The organism is Pseudomonas sp. R4-34-07, assembly GCF_003852375.1.
Taxonomy (GTDB): domain Bacteria; phylum Pseudomonadota; class Gammaproteobacteria; order Pseudomonadales; family Pseudomonadaceae; genus Aquipseudomonas.
On the sequence record NZ_CP027760.1, the window covers coordinates 5,523,245 to 5,542,872 of the forward strand.

Sequence of the window (19,628 nt, forward strand, 5' to 3'; positions counted from 1 at the left end):
CAAGTTATTTCTCGCTCCTGCTACTTCTTAACTGACTGGCATTAGGGCAAGCCCCCTCCCACATTGGATCTGCGTAGGGCTCAGGCCAGTCCGGACTCGGCCAATAACGCTTCAAGCCCCATCAAGTCCGGCACCTTCGCCACATGTTCGCCCACCTGTACCGCCGCCAGCTCCAGCGGGCACAGCGGGACGTCCACGTAGCTCAGTTCACTGTCGAGCTTGTACGAGCGCGGGATTCCCTGGATCACTAGCGCAATGAACTTCAAGGTCGGCCGCCCACCCAGGGCATTCAACACGACGATGCGTGAACGCTCGCCGGTCATGCTGGCTTCGCCGCACACGGCTTCGAAGCTGATCAAGGGGATTTGCCGATCGCGCCAGGTCACTTGGCGCAGGTACCACGGCGGTGCATCGCTGGCCGGTTCGCCGCGCTGGAAGTCGATCAGTTCGGCTACCGCAACGTTGGGCACTATCAGGTGACGGTCAGCCAGCGGTAGCAACAGCCCGGTGAGTTGGCTCGCGCGGTGGTCAAGCATGGGACTTGCTCCAATACGCGATGCTTTCCAGCAGCACCGACTCCTGGTACGGCTTGCCGAGGTAGTCGTTGACGCCGATGGCCATGGCGCGATCGCGGTGTTTCTGGCCGGTGCGCGAGGTGATCATGATGATCGGCAGGCGCATCAGGCGTGGATCGTTGCGCACCTGGATCGCCACTTCAAAGCCGTCCATGCGCGGCATTTCAATGTCGAGCAGCATCAGGTCCGGGGTGTGTTCCTCGAGCACGGCGAGGGCGTCGATGCCGTCCTTGGCGGTCAGCACGTTCATGCCATTGCGCTCCAGCAGGCGGCTGGTGACCTTGCGCACGGTGACCGAGTCGTCCACCACCAGCACCAACAGCGGGCGCTTTTTCAGCGGGTCGTTGAGGGTCAGCGGCGCATCCACCGACTGCGCTGGCAACGCCGGTTGCCGCGCGCGGATATGCGCCAGCAGGTCGATGATCAACACCACGCGGCCATCGCCCAGGATCGTCGCCCCGGACAAGCCCTGAACGCCCGCAAACTGCGGCCCCAGGCCCTTGACCACAATCTCGCGGGTCCCGGCCATGGCGTCCACATGCACCGCCACGTGCCGCTCATTGCACTGCATCAGCAACACTGGCACCGGCTGGTACTGGCCGAGCAGTTTGGGGCGGCTGACGGTGTGCAGCAGGTCGCCGAGGTAAAACAATTCGTAGACTTGGCCGGCATAGGCATAGCGCGGCGGATCTTGCTGGTAGTGCCCGGCCAGTTCATGGGGCGGCACGCGCACCAGGCCGTCGATGGTATTGAGCGGGATCGCATACTGATCGTCCGCGCACTGCACCATCAGCGCACGGTTGACCGACACGGTAAACGGCAGGCGAATCCTGAAGTGCACACCCACGCCCGGGATCGAGTCGATCACCATCGAACCGCCAAGCTGGCGCACTTCTTCGTGCACCACGTCCATGCCCACACCGCGTCCGGAAATCTGGGTGATCTTTTCGGCGGTTGAAAACCCCGGCTGCAGGATGAACTGCAGCACGTCGCGGTCGCTGATCTCTTGATTGGGGTCGAGCAGGCCGCGCTTGATCGCCTTGCGGCGCACAGCTTCGAGGGGCACACCGGCGCCGTCGTCGCGCATGTCGAAGACGATGTCGCCGCCTTCGTGTGTCAGGTCCAGGGTGATGCGCCCCTTCTCCGGCTTGCCGGCCTGCAGGCGCACCTCGCGAGACTCCAGGCCATGGTCGACGGCGTTGCGCAGCATGTGTTCCAGCGGCGCCGCCATGCGTTCCAGGACGTTGCGGTCCATTTCGCCCTCGGCATTGCCGACCACGAACTCGACGTCCTTGCCCAGCTCGCCAGCGACCTGGCGCACGATGCGCTTGAGGCGCGGCAGCATGCGCTCGAACGGCACCATGCGCGTGCGCATCAGGCCTTCCTGTAACTGGGTGTTGATACGCGCCTGTTGCTGCAACAGGTCATGGGCGTCTTGATTGCGGCGCTCAAGGGTTTCCTTGAGGTCGAGCAAATCCGAGGCCGATTCGGACAACGCGCGGGCCAATTGCTGCAATTGCGAATGGCGATCCATTTCCAGCGGGTCGAATTCCTCGTAGCCCAGGCGCTCGGCCTCCGCCTGCTGGCGGCTGAAAAGCCGGCTCTGGGTTTCGGTGTCGAGGCGGCGCAGTTGGTCGCGCATGCGCTCGATGGTGGTTTCCACTTCCGTGAGCGCAGTGCGTGCGTCGTTGACCTGCTGCTCGATACGGCCGCGGAAGATCGACGTTTCGCCGGCCAGGTTGACCAGGTCGTCGAGCAGTTCGGCGGATATCTTCACCATGTCGGCGCCCGGGTCGACCGCCGCTTCCGCCTTACCCACCGGTAATGCCACCGGCACTACCGGCTCATCGCTGGGGTGCACCAGGCTTTTGATGCGCTCGATCAGCTTGTCCACCGAGCCCACCGGCAAGCCGTCCGCCACCGCATCGATCATCTGCGCCAGCCGGTCGTGGCAACCTTGCAGCAGCGCGAACAGCTCGGGCGACGGCGCGAGCAGCCCTGCGGACAGCCCCTCGTAGAGAAACTCCAGCTCGTGGGCCAGGTCGCCAATCGGGCCGATCTCGACCATGCGTGCGCCACCCTTGAGGGTGTGCAGGTCACGCAGCAGGGTTTCCACTTCCTGGCGGTTGCCGGGTTCGGCTTGCCAGCGCAGCAACGCGCTGCCGGAGCTGTCGAGAATATCGGCAGCTTCCTCGAGGAAAATATCCAACAGTTCGGGGTCGGCACCCGGGGCTTCCGGTGATGCAACCGGGGCCGCCGGAAGGCTGCTGTGGCGCAGTTCGCGCAACCTCGCGACCAGCTCGGCGCTGTCGCTCAGGGGCTGGTGCTGATGCAATTCCTCCAACTGCAAGGCCAGGCGTTCGTGGCTAGCCATCAGCAGCTGGGACAGCTCGGTCGAGTAGCTGTAGCGGCGGTCTACCAGCCCCTCGTAGACACATTCCAGCTCCTGGGCCAGGTCGCCCACCGGGCCGATTTCGGCCATGCGCGCACCGCCCTTGAGGGTGTGCAGGTCTCGCTGCAACGAGGACAGCGGCGCCAGGCCGTCGGGCTCCAGCAACCAGCGCTTGAGCGATTGCCCGGCGCTGTCGAGGATATCCACCGCCTCTTCAAGGAAAATGTCGACGATCTCATCGTCCATCGCCGTGTGCCGGCTCAGCTCCTCGGTCGCGGCACCCAGCTCGGCGACACTCAGGCCACGGCTGCCGTCACGTTTGATCAGGCCGGTGGCGGAGGGATCGAGGGCGTCATCCAGCAACGCGCGCAGGGCCTGTACCCGTGCCGGCGCCGGGCTGATTTCCTGCCCGGCCGCCAGTTGGTCGAGCATATTGATCAGCGCTTCATGGGCCTGCTCGGCCTCCTGGAAGAACCGCTCGCTGACCGCCAGGCTGCTTTCTTCCACCGCGCCATACAGGTCGAGCAAGGCTTCGCACAATTGATCGATAGGGTGCAGGTCGGCGATGTGCGCGCCCTCGCCCAGGGTGGTCAGTTCGTCCAGCAGCGCGGTCAGTTCCTGGCGCTCGCCGGGGTGTTGCTGCCAGCGGCGCAGCAGGCTTTCGGCGTCGAGCAGGATGTCCATGCCCTGGGCCAGGAAGTTGCTGATCAACTGCGGGTCGCGCTTGACGCGCAGGCCGGTGCCGGGGGCGTTGAGCAGGTTTTCAAGCTGTTGGTCCAACAGGCCTTGGGTGCGCGTGATCAAGTCCGCGGCGCCCTTGATCGGCGCCAGGGGATCGCCGTTCAGATCACGCAATCCCTTTTGCAACAGGCCCTCGGCTTCCAGCAACAACTCGATTTCGTCCAAGTCCAGCGGCACACGGTGCGCCTTGTATTCGCGGGTCAGGTGGTCGAGCGGGCGTACCAGTTCGGCAATCGGCAACACGCCGGCCATGTAGGCGCTGCCCTTGAGGGTATGCAGGGCGCGTTGCAATTCATCACTGACCTGCAGCGGCAGGTGTTCGGTGGCCTGTTGCAGGAACTGATCGAGGCTGTCCAGATGGCTCTGGGCTTCGTTGCGGAAGATCTCCAGCAACATCGGATCGTGGGGTTCGGCAACCGGTACCTGGGCGCCGCTGGCCAACCCGTGGGCGCGGGCCGCGAGGGCGTCGACCTCATCGCGCTGGCGCTGGTCGTCGGTGGCGAAGTCGGCGATCAACTCCGGCAGCAGCGCCACCGCGTCATCCAGCACCTGCTGCACTTCAGGGCCCATGACGACGTTGCGCTCAAGCACGCGGTTGAGCAGGTTTTCCACGGCCCAGGCCAGTTCCGCCATCACCAGCGCGCGGACCATACGGCCGCTGCCTTTCAGGGTGTGGAAGGCACGGCGCATTTCGCCCTGGGCGGTTTTTTCCGTGCTGTCGGGCAGGTAACGGTGCAGCACGTCGAGGACTTCATCGGCTTCCTCGAGGAAGACTTCGCGCAACTCATCGTCAATCGGCGCTTCATCGGGTGGGGGCGGCTGCAAGCTCCCCGGGCGCTGCAGGGCCGGAGGGTTGAGGCGCGAGGTGGGACTGGCCAGCGCATCGAATTGGGACTGGCTTGGCGCGCTATCGCCGGACAGGGCGCCGTCGGGCGCAACCAGTGCCTGGCGCCAGGGTTTTTCCACCGGCAGGTAGCCCAGCGCGCTCAGGCCCTGGGTGGCCAGTTCCAGCACTTTTTCCCCGGCGGCGTCGGGGTCCTGGAGCATGCGTTCCAGGTAGTACTCCAGGCTGCTGATCACCTCGGCGAAATGCGCCAACGGCGCTTGGCCGGGCGCGGTATCGTTGACCATCAACTGCTCATCGACGTAATCGGTACAGCCGCGCATCAAGCTTGCCGCGCGAGGCAGTGGAATCATCGCCAGGGCGCCGCGCACCTGGCTCAGCAGTTCCGGCAGGGATTCCAGGCGTTGGCGGTCCCAATCGGCCTCGATGCAATCGATCACCAATTCTTTGGCCTGGCGCAGGCACTGGCAGGATTCGCGGATCACCAATTGGTGGATCTGGGTCAGGTCGGTGGTCGGCAGACGGCTCTCTTCGCGGCTCTCCGGCTCCACCGTGCCGACCATCCCGGCCAACGTGGCTTCGACGTAGAGCAACGCTCCGGCAACGTCCATCAGTACGGCGTCACTGGGTTCGCGCTGGCCCTGCACCAGGCTCAATACCACGGCGAGTTGGTCGATGATCACTTTGCGCGGCTGGCCGAAACCGAGCACCGCCAGGGTGTCGGCGATCTGGCGCAGCGGTGCCAGCAGCGGGTCGAGGTCCTGGGTGTGCTGGCGGTCGCTGCGCACGAACAGATCGAGGCGTTCCTTGACCCGCACCAGCTCTTCGCACAATGCGCCGAGCACCGAGCCCATGGCGTTGCGGTCCGGCCCGGCCAGGCGCGCCCGCTCGGCATCCACCACGGCACTGTCGGGCAAGGCCTCGTCCAGGCCGTAGCGCTCCTTCAAACTTTGCATGCGCGGCGTCGGCCGGGTGACTTTGGCGACGTAGAACAGCAGGCTCTTGAGCAACTCATCCGGCGCCGGCTGGTTGATCCCGACAATGCCCTGGGCCAGCAGGCGCTTGAGTTGCTTGCCGCTGGCCTTGAGCAGGCTGCGCAGTGCCGGGCTGTTGGCGATCACCCCGGTGAGCATGCCTTCGACCAGCGCCGAGGTGACCTGCCACAACGGCAACAGCGGCGCGCCCTGGCACAAAGCTTCAAGGCGCGCGAACACCCGCGCCATGTCTTCCAGGTTGCTCGGCCCGTGGTCTTCGCGCAGCAACCCGGCCAGGGCTTGTTGCAGCAGTGCGTGCCATTGGCGCAGCTGTTGGTGAATGTCCGGCGGTGTGCGTTGAGCCAGCGCCTCATCGGGCAGCGGTGCGATCGTCAGCAGCTGCGGGCTGAACAGGCTGGTCTCCGACAGCAGGCTTTCACCGCGGGCGCTGCGCAAATCGTTGAGCAGCGGCAACACCACCAGCGGCAGGTCGCGACGGGCGCTGTGCACGCGGTCCAGGTACAGCGGCAATTGGCCGAGGGCCTGTTGCAGCAGGCGGATGCTTTCGTCGCGCTGGCTGACCTGCCCGGCCTGCAGCGCGAGCGCCAGGGCTTCGATCTCTTCAGCCAGCAGGGCCGCGCCGTAGAACTCGACCATTTGCAGCGCGCCGTGCACCTGGTGGATACCGGCCAGGCACGCATCAATGCCGTCGCCGGTTTCAACATAAGCGTCCAGCGCCGAACGGGCCTGTTTCAGGGTTTCGGCAATGTCGCCCTTGACCCATTCGAGGGCCACGTAGTCGTGCCGATCAACCATAACTGCTCCGCTTAGAATTCATGAGTTGCTGGTGTTCTTGAAACCAATGGAGATCAACTGTGGGAGGGGGCTTGCTCCCGATGGCGGTGGTTCAGCTGATGGATCAAGTGACTGATGCACCGCCATCGGGAGCAAGCCCCCTCCCACATTTTGAGCGCATTTCAATCATCGACCTCTTTAGGTGGCGGGAGAGTGAAACCCGACACCGAGCGCCGCAACTGACTGGCCATCTTCGCCAGGTTACCAATACTTTCGGCGGTCGCCGTGGAACCGGACGACGTCTGCGTGGTGATCTGCTGGATCACATTCATGGTCAGGGAAATCTGCCCCGCCGACGAGGTCTGCTGCTGCGCCGCGTTCGAGATGCTCTGGATCAGCGCCGCCAGGGTTTTCGAGACGCCTTCGATCTCTTCCAGCGCCACCCCGGCGTCCTGGGCCAGCCGTGCGCCGCGCACCACTTCGGTGGTGGTCTGTTCCATGGAAATCACGGCTTCATTGGTGTCGGCCTGGATCGCCCGCACCAGGGTTTCGATCTGCCGGGTGGCGGCTGATGAGCGCTCGGCCAGCCGTTGCACTTCATCGGCCACCACCGCAAAACCACGCCCGGCATCCCCGGCCATGCTCGCCTGGATCGCGGCGTTCAGGGCGAGGATGTTGGTCTGGTCGGCGATGTCGTCAATCAGGCTGACGATGTCGCCGATCTCCTGGGACGATTCCCCCAGGCGCTTGATGCGCTTGGCGGTGTCCTGGATCTGTTCGCGGATGTTGTCCATGCCGTGGATGGTGTTGTGCACCACCTCGTTGCCCTTGTTGGCGATCTCTACCGAACGCTCCGCCACCGCTGAGGACTCGGCGGCGTTGGCTGACACCTGGTCGATGGACTGGGCCATCTGGTTGATCGCGGTGGAGGCTTCGGCGATCTGCTGGGCCTGATGCTCCGAGGCCTGGGCCAGGTGCATGGCGGTGGCCTGGGTCTCCTGCACCGCGCCGGCGACTTGCCCGGCGGTGAGGTTGATGGTCGCCACCAGGTCGCGCAGCTGATCCACCGAATAGTTGATCGAATCGGCAATGGTGCCGGTGAAGTCTTCGGTGACCGAGGCCGTGACGGTCAGGTCGCCGTCAGCCAAGTCTTCGATTTCGTCCAGCAGACGCATGATCGCGTTCTGATTGCGCTCATTTTTCTCGGCGGTTTCATGCAGTTGGCGGTTGGTCTCGCGCACCATCACCAGGCCGATCAGGATGATCGACGCCAGCGCCAGCAGCCCCAGCCCATAGCCACCCAGGGTATCCAGGCTGCGCCCGCCGGCCAGGTTCTCAAAACCGGTGGCCAGGTGCGAGGCTTCATCGAGCAGGGTTTGCGACAGGTTGAAAATATTGCCCGCCGAAGCGCGTACCTGAAACAGCTGCGGCGAGGTTTCGAGAATTTCATCGACGGAACCCGAGACGAATTCGAACAGTTCGGCAATTTCCCCCAACCGGGCGCGGGCATCAGGGTCTTCGACCTGGGTGATGCGCAGGCCGGGGTTGCCGTTGAGCATGCCATTGAGCACCACGCCAAAACGATTGGCGTCGCGACCGAAGGCATCGGCGGCCTGCCCAGCGGTTTCGTCGCCGGCGAGCACGGTGTTGACCGCGCCCAGGATGCGCTCCGCCAGCAATGACTGGCGCTGGGCCAGTGCCACCTGGCTCGCGGGGGCGCCGCGCTGGAGCAATATGTCGACGACTTTCTCCGACTCTATCTGCAACTGCGGCACGGTCTCGGCGAGGGTTGCGGCCACCTGGTGCAAGGACAGCACGGTCTGTTCGCTGGCGAGAATGGCGTCGGTGTTTTTCAGCAGGGCTTCCCAGTCGGTCTGCACTGCACGCATTTCAGCGCGTACGGCGCTGGGTGCGGCCGGCAGGCCGGTCTGCGGGTCGCCTTTTTTCAAGTAGCCCCAGCGCTGGGCAAAGTCGTTGCGCGCCTCGCCCAGCAGTTTGAACGCGGCCGCCTTGCCGGCGGCGGCTTCGGTGGCGTTCTTGGCGATGCGCTGGGACAGCACCCGCAGTTCGCCCGCGTGGCCGATGTACTGTTTGTCGTAGGTGGACTGGGTGTTGAGGTACGCGAAGTTGGCGAACAACAGCATGATGAACACGATCAGGGCGATAAACAGCACGATGATCTGCGAGCGGCTGCGCGAGGCGGCCTGGGGTTTGGGCGTGGTCACGGTGCTCATGCGGCGACATCCATGAAGCCTGGAGCCTGGGCCAGGGCGAAGGGGCTGAAGACCTGCCACTGCGGGTCGCCATCGAATTGGCCCTGGATAAACGGCGCGCCAGCGGCGGTATTCGCCTGCCACGCGTCCAGTGCGAAATGCTGCATGCCCACCACCTCGTCCACCAGCAACCCGACAAACAGATCGTTGAATTCCACCACCAACACCCGCCGTTGCTTGCGCGCCTTGGACAGTGCCTGGCCAAGAAACCCGCCCAGGTCCATCACCGGCAGCAAGCGCCCGCGCAGGTTGGCCACGCCCTTGACCCAGGGCTTGACGCCAGGCATCAGGGTGCAGCGCGGCTCATGCAACACCTCGGCGACTTCGCCCATGGGCGCCACAAACCATTGCTGCCCCAGGCGAAAGCCAATCCCGCTCCAGCGTTGCAGGCGGGTTTCCTGGGACGGCAGGTCGGCGGCCAGCAGGCGGCAGCGGCGGTCGATGTCCAGCAGCAGCTCAAAGGCGGTTTGCGACTCGGTCATGATGACGTGCCGTCAGCCGGCCAGCACCTTGTTCAGCGTGGCGATCAGGGTTTCTTCATCGACCGGCTTGGTCAGGTAGTCCTTGGCGCCCTGGCGAGTGCCCCACACCTTGTCGGTTTCCTGGTCTTTAGTGGTGATGATGATCACCGGGATGTGCTCGGTTTCTTTGTCTTTGGTCAGTTGGCGCGTGGCCTGGAACCCATTGAGGCCCGGCATCACGATGTCCATCAATACCGCGTCAGGTTTTTCCTGGCGGGCAAGCGCCACACCATCGCCGCCATTGGCGGCCTTGAGAACCTCGTGACCGTGCTTTTCGAGCATGCCGGTCAGTTTGTACATTTCGGTCGGCGAATCGTCGACGATCAGAACACGTGCCATGGTTTTCCCCACTACATTGGTCGGCGCCGGCCCCTTTGAGGCGGCGTCAGTGTGCTTGTTCTACTGCGGCGAAGGCAGGCACATAGGCCTTGATCGCACCCAGCAGTTCTTCCTTGCTGAAAGGCTTGGTCAAAAACTGATCGACACCCACGATACGCCCCTTGGCCTTGTCGAACAGGCCGTCCTTGGAGGACAGCATGATCACCGGGATCGACTTGAACGCCGGGTTGTTCTTCACCAGCGCGCAGGTCTGGTAGCCATCCAGGCGCGGCATCATGATGTCGACAAAGATAATGTGCGGGTGATGGTCCACGATTCGGGCCAGCGCATCGAAACCGTCGATGGCCGTGATGACCTCGCACCCCATGTTCTTCAACAGCGTCTCGGCGGTGCGGCGGATCGTTTTCGAATCGTCGATCACCATCACTCTCAAGGCGTTGGAATGCTGTTCCATAGTTGCTCTACCATCGCCACAGCGAATCGGTTTTCGGTGTGTACTGCCTGATCTCTCACAGAATGAGCGCCACAAGCCCTGGAATTCAAGGGCTGCTGCGCCGTGGCAGTCTTTTTAGCACAGTCTCCGGGCGCAATCTATCGAGGCGCCCGCCTGGTGGTTTTTCCTTGACCCACAACAGCCGCAGCGCCACTCTGACGCCACTTTTATGCGCCCTAATTTGCTAGAGGAAATCCCCCATGAGCGTTCGCGTCGGCATTGTCATGGACCCTATCGCCAGCATTTCCTATAAAAAGGACAGCTCGCTGGCCATGCTCCTGGCCGCCCAGGCCCGCGGCTGGACCCTGTTCTATATGGAACAGCGCGACCTTTACCAGGGCGACGGCGAGGCCCGTGCGCGGATGCGCCCGTTGCAGGTATTCGCCAACCCCGAGAAGTGGTTCGAACTGCAGGATGAAGTCGACAGCCCCCTGAGCGACCTGGACGTGATCCTGATGCGCAAGGACCCGCCGTTCGACATGGAATTCGTTTATTCCACCTACCTGCTGGAGCAGGCCGAACGTGCCGGCGTGTTGATCGTCAACAAGCCGCAAAGCCTGCGCGACTGCAATGAAAAACTGTTCGCCACGCTGTTTCCGCAGTGCACGCCGCCGACCGTGGTCAGCCGCCGCGCCGATGTGCTGCGTGAGTTCGCCGCCAAGCACGGTGATGTGATCCTCAAGCCGCTGGACGGCATGGGCGGCACCTCGATCTTCCGTCACCGCGCGGGCGACCCGAACCTCTCGGTGATCCTGGAAACCCTGACCGCGCTGGGCACCCAGCAGATCATGGGCCAGGCCTACCTGCCAGCGATCAAGGACGGCGACAAACGCATCCTGATGATCGACGGCGAGCCGGTGGATTATTGCCTGGCGCGCATCCCGGCGGCCGGCGAGACCCGTGGCAACCTGGCGGCCGGTGGCCGTGGTGAAGCGCGGCCGCTGTCGGACAAGGACCGCTGGATTGCCGCTCAAGTCGGCCCGACCCTTCGCGAAAAAGGCCTGCTGTTCGTGGGACTTGACGTAATTGGCGAAAACCTCACCGAGATCAACGTCACCAGCCCGACCTGTATTCGCGAGATTGATAACGCATTTGGCACGAACATCGGCGAAATGCTGATGGCGGCCATTGAGCGCAAGCTACAAGCCAAGTGACATAGAACAGCCGGACATAAACCAACATTGCGTTATCATGCGCCACCTGTGAAACGCGCGATGTTGGTTTTCTTGTCATGACGCTCCCGTCCGAACTGCCCCCCGAACTCTCCCACAGCGGCGTGCGCCCGGCTGATCGGCTCGGATTTACCCTGTTCCTGGCAGCGCTGATTCACCTCGCACTGATCCTCGGCCTGGGCTTCACCATGGTCGAACCCAAGCAGATCACCAAAACCCTGGAAATCACGCTGGCCACCTTCAAGAGCGATAAAAAACCCGAGAAGGCCGATTTTCTCGCCCAGGAGAACCAGCAAGGCAGCGGCACGCTCGACAAGAAAGCCGTGCCCAAGACCACCGAAGTGGCGCCGTTCCAGGACAACAAGGTCAACAAAGTAACCCCACCGCCGGCACCCAGGCCGGAAGTCAAACAGGCCACGCCCAAGGCTGCCGTGACCACGGTCGCGCCCAAACCGCAAAAAGCCCCGACCCAGCGCGAAAAGACCAAGACCGAGCCCAAACCCGAGCCCGTCAAGCCTGCGCCAACGTTCGACAGTTCGACACTGTCCGACGAGATTTCCAGCCTGGAAGCCGAACTGGCTCACGAACAGCAGCTCTACGCCAAGCGCCCGCGCATCTACCGCCTGAACGCCGCCTCGACCATGCGCGACAAAGGCGCCTGGTATAAGGACGAATGGCGCAAGAAAGTCGAGCGCATCGGCAACCTCAACTATCCGGAGGAGGCGCGCCGCCAGCAGATCTACGGCAATTTGCGCTTGCTGGTGTCGATCAACCGCGATGGTTCGCTGTATGAAGTGCAGGTACTGGAGTCGTCCGGCCAGCCCTTGCTGGACCAGGCCGCCCAGCGCATCGTGCGCCTGGCCGCGCCCTTCGCGCCTTTTACGGGCGACTTGAACGATGTGGACCGCCTGGAAATCATCCGCACCTGGAAATTCGCCAAGGGTGACCGCCTTTCCAGCAACTGACCGCCGGATCGTTCCCACGCTCCGCGTGGGAATGCTGCCCCGGACGCTCCGCGTCCTGTTTTAAAGCCGCGACGCTGAGCGTCACCGGATACATTCCCACGCGGAGCGTGGGAACGATCAGCACTGACCCTCGCCACCAGGAAACTCCCAGCTTGTCAGTTCGCCCCTCCAACGCCACACTAGTGGACATGAAAAATGTCAGCCCGACCTACCTCAAGCACCACTTCCTGATCGCCATGCCACATATGGCCGACCCGAACTTTGCGCAGACCTTGACCTACATCGTCGAGCACACGGCCAATGGTGCCATGGGGTTGGTGGTGAACCGCCCGCAGGAGCTGAACCTGGCCGATATCCTCGAGCAGCTGCGACCGGAAATCGATCCGCCAGCCAGCTGCCAGGACGTGCCGATCTACATCGGCGGGCCGGTGCAGACCGATCGCGGCTTCGTGTTGCACCCCACCGGGCCGACGTTCCAGGCCACGGTGGACCTTGAGGGCGTCTCGCTGTCCACGTCCCAGGATGTGTTGTTCGCGATTGCCGACGGCGTCGGCCCCGAGCAAAGTGTGATCACCCTGGGATACGCCGGCTGGGAAGCCGGGCAATTGGAGGCCGAACTGGCCAGCAATGCCTGGCTGACTTGCCCGTTCGACGCCGACATCCTCTTCAACACCGCCAGCGAACTGCGCCTGGAAGCCGCCGCCGCCAAGCTGCGGGTCAACCTCAGCCTGTTGACCAGCCAGGCGGGGCACGCCTGATGGCTTTGCGTCTGATCCTGGGGTTCGACTACGGCACCAAACAGATCGGCGTAGCGGTGGGCCAGGTGATCACCGGCCAGGCCCGCGAGCTGTGCACATTGAAGGCCCAGAACGGCGTGCCGGACTGGAGCCAGGTCGAAGCGCTGATCAAGGAATGGAAGCCCGATGCCGTCGTGGTCGGCCTGCCCCTGAACATGGACGGCACGCCCAGCGAAATGTGCCTGCGCGCCGAAAAGTTCGCGCGCCGCCTCAATGGCCGCTACAACCTGCCCTTCTATACCCACGACGAGCGCCTGACCACCTTTGAAGCCAAGGGCGAGCGCCGTGACCGTGGCGGGCAGAAGGGCAGTTACCGCGACAACCCGGTGGACGCCATCGCCGCCGCCCTGTTGCTGCAGGGCTGGCTGGATGAAAACACCGCTTTATTTGAATCCTGACTGACGCGGCTTGCTGCTATGCCGCTTTTGTAGGAGCGAGCTTGCTCGCGAAGAACTCACAGGCACCGCGTACATCCAGGCTTCACGCGTTATCGTTGACGTTTCTCGCGAGCAAGCTCGCTCCTACACACTTAATGAGGAGCCACCATGAGCCTGCCCAATCCCGCCGAACTGATCAGCCAGATGGCGATACGCCTCACGGCGCACCTTGAGCAACGCGCCATCAGCGAACCGCGCTTTATCGGCATCCGCACCGGCGGTGTGTGGGTGGCCCAGGCATTGCTGGGAGAGCTGGGCAGCGACTCGCCCCTGGGCACCCTGGATGTGTCCTTCTACCGTGACGATTTCAGCCAGAACGGCCTGCATCCGCAAGTGCGCCCCTCGCAGCTGCCGTTCGAGATCGAAGGCCAGCACCTGGTGCTGATCGACGACGTACTGATGAGCGGGCGTACCATACGCGCGGCCATGAATGAGCTGTTCGACTACGGCCGCCCGGCCAGTATCACCCTGGTGTGCCTGCTGGACCTGGAGGCTGGGGAATTGCCGATCAGCCCGGATGTGGTCGGTGCGACGCTGTCTTTGCAAGCCCACCAGCGGGTAAAATTGTCCGGTCCAACGCCGCTCGAACTCGAACTGCAAGACCTTGCCCTTTAACCCGCCTTGTAAAAGAGTCCCCGCGATGACGCCTCTAGATGCCAAGCGCCCGCTGCAGCTCAATGCTCAGGGTCAGTTGCAACATTTCTTGTCCCTCGATGGTTTGCCCCGCGAACTGCTCACCGAAATCCTCGACACCGCTGACTCGTTCCTCGAAGTCGGTGGCCGGGCGGTGAAAAAAGTCCCGCTGCTGCGCGGCAAGACCATCTGCAATGTGTTCTTCGAGAACTCCACGCGCACCCGCACCACCTTTGAGCTGGCCGCCCAACGGCTGTCGGCCGACGTGATCACGCTGAACGTGTCCACCTCGTCGGCCAGCAAAGGCGAAACCCTGCTCGACACCTTGCGCAACCTGGAGGCCATGGCCGCCGACATGTTCGTGGTACGCCACGGCGACTCCGGCGCGGCGCATTTCATCGCTGAACATGTCTGCCCGAATGTGGCGATCATCAATGGCGGCGATGGCCGCCACGCCCACCCGACCCAGGGCATGCTCGACATGCTCACCATCCGTCGGCACAAAGGCAGCTTTGAAAACCTCTCGGTGGCCATCGTCGGCGACATCCTGCACTCGCGGGTCGCGCGCTCGAACATGCTGGCCCTGAAGACTTTGGGCTGCCCGGACATTCGCGTGATCGCGCCGAAAACCTTGCTGCCCGTTGGGGTCGAACAGTACGGCGTGAAGGTCTACACCGACATGGCCGAAGGCCTCAAGGATGTCGACGTGGTGATCATGTTGCGCCTGCAACGCGAACGCATGGCCGGTGGCCTGCTGCCGAGCGAGGGCGAGTTCTACCGCCTGTTCGGCCTGACCACCGCACGCCTGGCCGGTGCCAAGCCGGATGCCATCGTGATGCACCCCGGCCCGATCAACCGAGGGGTGGAAATCGAGTCGGCGGTGGCGGACGGCCCGCAGTCGGTGATTCTCAACCAGGTGACCTACGGCATCGCCATCCGCATGGCCGTGCTGTCCATGGCCATGAGCGGGCAAACCGCGCAACGTCAATTCGAGCAGGAGAACGCCCAGTGAAGCTCAGCATCCTCGGCGCCCGCGTCATCGATCCGGTCAGTGGCCTGGATCGCGTTACCGACCTTCATCTGGACGCCGGCAAGATCATCGCCATTGGCGCAGCGCCGGCAGGCTTTCTTGCCGTCGAGAGCATCGACGCCAAAGGCTTGGTGGCCGCGCCAGGGCTGGTGGACCTTAACGTCGCCTTGCGCGAGCCGGGCTACAGCCGCAAAGGCAACATCACCAGCGAAACCCGCGCGGCCGCCGCCGGTGGCGTGACCAGCCTGTGCTGCCCGCCGAACACCAAGCCGATCCTGGACACCTCGGCGGTCACCGAGTTGATCCTCGACCGTGCTCGTGAAGCGGGTAATTGCAAAGTGTTCCCTGTCGGCGCCTTGAGCAAAGGCCTGGAAGGCGAACAACTGGCTGAGCTGATCGCCTTGCGCGACGCCGGTTGCGTGGCGTTCAGCAACGGCCTGGAAAGCTTTCGCAGCAGCCGTACCTTGTGCCGTGCCCTGGAATACGCGGCCACCTTCGACCTGACGGTGATCTTTCATTCCCAGGACCGCGACCTGGCCGAAGGCGGCCTGGCCCATGAAGGCGCGGTGGCCAGCTTCCTCGGCTTGCCGGGCATCCCGGAAACCGCAGAAACCGTGGCCCTGGCCCGTGATTTGTTGCTGGTGGAACAAAGCGGCGTACGCGCGCACTTCAGCCAACTGACCAGCGCCCGCGGCGTCGCCCTGATCGCCCAGGCCCAGGCGCGCGGCTTGCCGGTGACGGCAGACGTGGCGCTGTATCAGCTGATCCTGACCGATGAGGCGCTGATCGACTTCTCCAGCCTCTATCACGTGCAGCCGCCGCTGCGCACCCTGGCCGACCGTGAAGGTTTGCGCGCGGCGGTGAAGTCGGGTGTGGTCTCGGCGATTTCCAGCCACCACCAGCCCCACGAGCGCGATGCCAAGCTGGCGCCGTTTGGCGCCACCGAGCCAGGAATCAGCAGCGTCGAGCTGCTGCTGCCGCTGGCGATGACCTTGGTGGAGGATGGCTTGCTGGACCTGCCTACGCTGCTGGCACGGCTGAGCACCGGCCCGGCCCAGGCCTTGCGCTTGCCGGCGGGCCAGCTGGCGGTGGGTGCGGCGGCGGACCTGGTGCTGTTTGACCCCGCCAGCTCCACGGTTGCCGGGGAGCACTGGCTGTCCAAGGGGGAGAATTGCCCGTTCATTGGCCACAGCCTGCCGGCAACGGTGCGGTACACATTGATGGATGGGCGGATCAGCTACCAGGCCTGAAGCGGGCACGGTAAAAAATGTGGGAGGGGGCTTGCTCCCGATCGCGGTGGATCAGCTACAGATAAGCTGACTGATCCACCGCTATCGGGAGCAAGCCCCCTCTCACATTGGTTCTCTATTAGGCTTAAGCAATCAGCGCCCGTTGTTGCGCTCGGCATTGCGGATCGAAATCTGGCTGTTCAACGTCCAGAAGTCATACAGCACCCCCACCAGGAACAAACCACCGGTCAGCAGGTAGATCAGGCCGGTGATCCATTTGCCCTGGTACATCCGGTGCACACCGAACACGCCCAGGAATGCCAACAGAATCCAGGCCACGTTGTACTCGATGGGCCCGGCGGTAAAACGCAGGTCGGCTTCACGGTCCATGGCCGGAATCAGGAACAGGTCGATCAGCCAGCCAATGCCCAGCAGGCCGAAGGTGAAAAACCAGATCGTGCCGGTGACCGGCTTGCCGTAATAGAAGCGATGCGCTCCGGTAAAACCGAAAATCCATAGCAGGTAACCGATCACCTTGCTGTGGGTGTCTTGCTGCGAAGTAACCTGTTGATAGGTGTTCATGAACTACCTCTTTTCACTCAATAGATAAATTTGTTCATTTTTTTTGTGACTTTTTTACGAGCGCCCGACGTACGGCAAATGGTATCTTCCTGCCCTCAAAGCCTTATGCCGCCTGACTTGTGTCGGACAATTGCGACGAATCGTCGCGTTTTTGCTGAATTTGACCCCAAGGTTCAGTCGACAAACGGCCTGAGAACGACACCAAAACCTGTTATAAAGTTGCGCGCAAACCCATAAGAGCCACGCCTAATGCGACCATTTTTCAAGACATGGCTAACCATTTGCCTATTAATGCCACTGGCCGCCCACGCCACCAATCGTGAGCAACGTCTTCCAAACGTTAACGGTTTTACCCCTAAAGTTCATAGCACGCCCAGCACCGCCAAATCGGTAAAGCCGACTGTCAGCCGCCCGACTCAACTGAGCAAGGCCCACGGTAAAACGCTTTCCACCCAGCTGGCCGTGAATACCAAGCAAAGCAGCGATGTTCTCAGCCGTGCCGTCAACGTGCTCGGTACTCCTTATCGTTGGGGCGGCAGCAGCCCAAGTAAAGGGTTCGACTGCAGCGGCCTGGTGAAATATGCGTTCAACGATGTCAAAGCCGTGGATTTGCCGCGTACGTCCAACGCCATGGCCGCCGGCCACGGGTTGAAAGTCGATCGCAAAGACCTGAAGCCGGGCGACTTGCTGTTCTTCAAGCTCAAGAGCCGCCAGGTCAACCACGTTGCCATCTACCTGGGCAACGACCGCTTCATCCACGCGCCACGTCGTGGCAAGTCGGTGAGCATCGACACGCTGAAAAAGCCGTTCTGGGACAAGAACTACGTGATCGCCAAGCGGGTGCTGCCCAAAGAGCAGAACAGCAACCTGCGAATCGTGCAGCGCTGATTCCAGGCTGAAATACAGTTAAACAATGTGGGAGGGGGCTTGCTCCCGATAGCAGAGTGTCATTCAACAGATTTGTTGGCTGATCAACCGCTATCGGGAGCAAGCCCCCTCCCACATTTGGTTTCATTGTTTGCTGAATCTCATATGTCTGCCGGCACCCTCGCCTGTTCCCGTGCGTCGTCCCGACTGATCACGCCCTGCGCGACCAACGCCTTCAAACTCATATCCAGCGTTTTCATCCCCACTGCCCCACCGGTCTGGATGGCCGAGACCATCTGCACCACCTTGTCTTCGCGGATCAGATTACGAATGGCCGGCGTGCCCAGCATGATCTCGTGAGCCGCTACCCGTCCGCCGCCGACCTTCTTCACCAGCACCTGGGAAACCACCGCCTGCAGCGACTCCGACAGCATCGAGCGGACCATGGCCTTTTCCACGGCCGGGAACACGTCCACCAGCCGGTCTACCGTCTTTGCCGCCGAGGTGGTGTGCAAGGTGCCAAATACCAGATGGCCGGTCTCAGCGGCCGTCAGCGCCAGGCGGATGGTTTCCAGGTCGCGCAGCTCGCCCACCAGGATCACATCCGGGTCTTCGCGTAGCGCCGAGCGCAGGGCCACCGAAAAGCTGTGGGTATCGCGATGCACCTGGCGCTGGTTGATCAACGCCATTTTCGGCCTGTGGATAAATTCAATCGGGTCTTCCAGCGTGAGGATGTGCTGGCGCCGATGCCGATTCAGGTAATCGATCATCGCCGCCAACGTGGTGGACTTGCCCGACCCGGTGGGCCCGGTCACCAGCACCAGGCCACGGGGTAACAGCGCGATACGCTGGAACACCTCGCCCAAGCCAAGGCTTTCCAGGCTCTGGATGTCGGTGGGGATGGTGCGAAACACCGCGCCAACGCCACGCGCCTGCTGGAACACATTCGCGCGAAAGCGCGCCACGCCGGGCAGCTCGAACGCAAAATCCGTTTCAAGAGATGTTTCGAAATCCTTTTGTTGGTATTGGTTGAGCAAAGGGCTCAGTAAATCTGCCAACTGCGGCCCGGCCAGTATCGGGCTGTCCAGCGGCCAGACCTCGCCATCGATGCGCAACATCGGCGCCAGGCCGGCCGACAAATGCAGGTCGGAGGCGCCCCGGCGCACGCTGGCCGTCAGTAATTCAGTGATATCCATAGGGCTTTCCATTTCCAGTAGAATGCCGCGGACTCCATATCCACGGGCGCAACTTGAATGTCGACGATAGCAGACAACATCGGCCTGGTTAGCCAGCGCATCCGCGCCGCCGCCGACGCCGTGCAGCGTGACGCAAGCAGCATCCACCTGCTGGCCGTGAGCAAGACCAAACCGGCGCAAGCCGTGCGCGAAGCCTTTGCCGCCGGGATGCATGACTTTGGTGAAAACTATCTGCAGGAAGCCCTGGGCAAACAAGCCGAATTAACCGACTTGCCCTTGAGTTGGCACTTCATCGGCCCCATTCAATCGAACAAGACTCGCGCGATCGCCGAGAACTTCGCTTGGGTGCATTCCGTGGACCGCCTGAAAATCGCACAACGCCTGTCCGAACAACGCCCTGCCGACCTGCCGGCGTTGAATATCTGCATCCAGGTCAACGTCAGTGGCGAAGCCAGCAAGTCCGGCTGTACGCCCGCCGACCTGCCGGCCCTGGCCAACGCCATCAGCGCCCTGCCGCGCCTGAAGCTGCGGGGCCTGATGGCGATCCCCGAGCCGACTGACGATCGCGCGGCGCAGGATGCGGCGTTCGCCACGGTGCGCGAGCTGCAAGCCAGCCTGAACCTGCCACTCGACACACTTTCCATGGGCATGAGCCACGACCTCGAGTCGGCCATCGCTCAAGGCGCCACCTGGGTGCGGATCGGTACCGCGCTGTTTGGCGCCCGCGACTACGGCCAGCCGTGAAATGGCTGACGTTCATCTAGCTAAGGACC

17 protein-coding genes are annotated in these 19,628 nt (G+C 62.9%); 9 read left to right on the plus strand and 8 right to left on the minus strand.

Annotated features, from left to right (window positions below; genetic code table 11):
• Window positions 1–80: 80 nt before the first annotated feature.
• From C4J85_RS25520 to pilG, 6 genes are all read right to left on the minus strand, one after another.
• Window positions 81–536, minus strand: coding sequence for a chemotaxis protein CheW (locus C4J85_RS25520; protein ID WP_124364792.1), 456 nt, complete (start codon window positions 534–536; stop codon window positions 81–83).
• Window positions 529–6,342 carry an Hpt domain-containing protein gene (locus C4J85_RS25525; RefSeq protein WP_124410988.1) on the minus strand — a complete coding sequence of 1,938 codons (5,814 nt, stop codon included), beginning with the start codon at window positions 6,340–6,342 and terminating at the stop codon, window positions 529–531. Before C4J85_RS25525 ends, C4J85_RS25520 begins: the two co-directional genes overlap by 8 nt.
• A 161-nt stretch (window positions 6,343–6,503) precedes the next feature.
• On the minus strand, window positions 6,504–8,555 hold the full coding sequence (locus C4J85_RS25530) for a methyl-accepting chemotaxis protein (protein WP_124410989.1): 2,052 nt from the start codon (window positions 8,553–8,555) through the stop codon (window positions 6,504–6,506).
• Window positions 8,552–9,076 (minus strand): chemotaxis protein CheW, encoded by a 525-nt coding sequence (locus C4J85_RS25535; RefSeq protein WP_124410990.1) that lies wholly within the window; start codon window positions 9,074–9,076, stop codon window positions 8,552–8,554. Before C4J85_RS25535 ends, C4J85_RS25530 begins: the two co-directional genes overlap by 4 nt.
• Before the next feature lie 12 nt (window positions 9,077–9,088).
• Entirely contained in the window at window positions 9,089–9,454 is a 366-nt protein-coding gene (gene pilH / locus C4J85_RS25540; protein ID WP_034116227.1) for a twitching motility response regulator PilH, read from the minus strand.
• A 46-nt stretch (window positions 9,455–9,500) separates the two neighbouring features.
• Window positions 9,501–9,908 (minus strand): twitching motility response regulator PilG, encoded by a 408-nt coding sequence (gene pilG / locus C4J85_RS25545; protein ID WP_124364796.1) that lies wholly within the window; start codon window positions 9,906–9,908, stop codon window positions 9,501–9,503.
• Window positions 9,909–10,147: 239 nt separating this feature from the next.
• On the opposite strand from pilG, the gene gshB reads away from it, so the two are divergent.
• The 7 genes from gshB (at window position 10,148) to C4J85_RS25585 (ending at window position 16,231) form a co-directional block, all read left to right on the plus strand.
• Entirely contained in the window at window positions 10,148–11,101 is a 954-nt protein-coding gene (gene gshB, locus C4J85_RS25550) for a glutathione synthase (protein ID WP_124372162.1), read from the plus strand.
• Window positions 11,102–11,178: 77 nt separating this feature from the next.
• Window positions 11,179–12,084: an energy transducer TonB gene (locus tag C4J85_RS25555; protein WP_124368685.1), complete on the plus strand. Its 906-nt coding sequence runs from the start codon at window positions 11,179–11,181 to the stop codon at window positions 12,082–12,084.
• Window positions 12,085–12,272: 188 nt separating this feature from the next.
• Entirely contained in the window at window positions 12,273–12,842 is a 570-nt protein-coding gene (locus tag C4J85_RS25565; protein ID WP_124368687.1) for a YqgE/AlgH family protein, read from the plus strand.
• Window positions 12,842–13,279 carry a Holliday junction resolvase RuvX gene (gene ruvX / locus C4J85_RS25570; protein ID WP_124410991.1) on the plus strand — a complete coding sequence of 146 codons (438 nt, stop codon included), beginning with the start codon at window positions 12,842–12,844 and terminating at the stop codon, window positions 13,277–13,279. The genes C4J85_RS25565 and ruvX overlap by 1 nt, the downstream gene beginning before the upstream one ends.
• A gap of 147 nt (window positions 13,280–13,426) precedes the next feature.
• Entirely contained in the window at window positions 13,427–13,933 is a 507-nt protein-coding gene (pyrR, locus tag C4J85_RS25575; protein WP_124368688.1) for a bifunctional pyr operon transcriptional regulator/uracil phosphoribosyltransferase PyrR, read from the plus strand.
• Between the two features lie 25 nt (window positions 13,934–13,958).
• Window positions 13,959–14,963 carry an aspartate carbamoyltransferase catalytic subunit gene (locus C4J85_RS25580; protein ID WP_124364800.1) on the plus strand — a complete coding sequence of 335 codons (1,005 nt, stop codon included), beginning with the start codon at window positions 13,959–13,961 and terminating at the stop codon, window positions 14,961–14,963.
• Window positions 14,960–16,231 carry a dihydroorotase gene (locus tag C4J85_RS25585; RefSeq protein WP_124410992.1) on the plus strand — a complete coding sequence of 424 codons (1,272 nt, stop codon included), beginning with the start codon at window positions 14,960–14,962 and terminating at the stop codon, window positions 16,229–16,231. The genes C4J85_RS25580 and C4J85_RS25585 overlap by 4 nt, the downstream gene beginning before the upstream one ends.
• 132 nt (window positions 16,232–16,363) lie before the next feature.
• Here C4J85_RS25585 and C4J85_RS25590 read toward each other — a convergent pair whose 3' ends face one another.
• Complete coding sequence (locus tag C4J85_RS25590; protein WP_124368690.1) at window positions 16,364–16,792, minus strand: NINE protein; 429 nt, start codon at window positions 16,790–16,792, stop codon at window positions 16,364–16,366.
• A 249-nt stretch (window positions 16,793–17,041) separates the two neighbouring features.
• Here C4J85_RS25590 and C4J85_RS25595 point away from each other — a divergent pair, with 249 nt between their 5' ends.
• Window positions 17,042–17,680 carry a C40 family peptidase gene (locus C4J85_RS25595; protein ID WP_124368691.1) on the plus strand — a complete coding sequence of 213 codons (639 nt, stop codon included), beginning with the start codon at window positions 17,042–17,044 and terminating at the stop codon, window positions 17,678–17,680.
• Window positions 17,681–17,820: 140 nt separating this feature from the next.
• On the opposite strand, the gene C4J85_RS25600 is transcribed toward C4J85_RS25595, so the two are convergent.
• Window positions 17,821–18,855 carry a type IV pilus twitching motility protein PilT gene (locus C4J85_RS25600; protein WP_124410993.1) on the minus strand — a complete coding sequence of 345 codons (1,035 nt, stop codon included), beginning with the start codon at window positions 18,853–18,855 and terminating at the stop codon, window positions 17,821–17,823.
• 57 nt (window positions 18,856–18,912) lie between these two features.
• Between C4J85_RS25600 and C4J85_RS25605 the strand changes: the two genes are divergently transcribed.
• Window positions 18,913–19,599 carry a YggS family pyridoxal phosphate-dependent enzyme gene (locus C4J85_RS25605; protein ID WP_124410994.1) on the plus strand — a complete coding sequence of 229 codons (687 nt, stop codon included), beginning with the start codon at window positions 18,913–18,915 and terminating at the stop codon, window positions 19,597–19,599.
• Window positions 19,600–19,628: the final 29 nt, after the last annotated feature.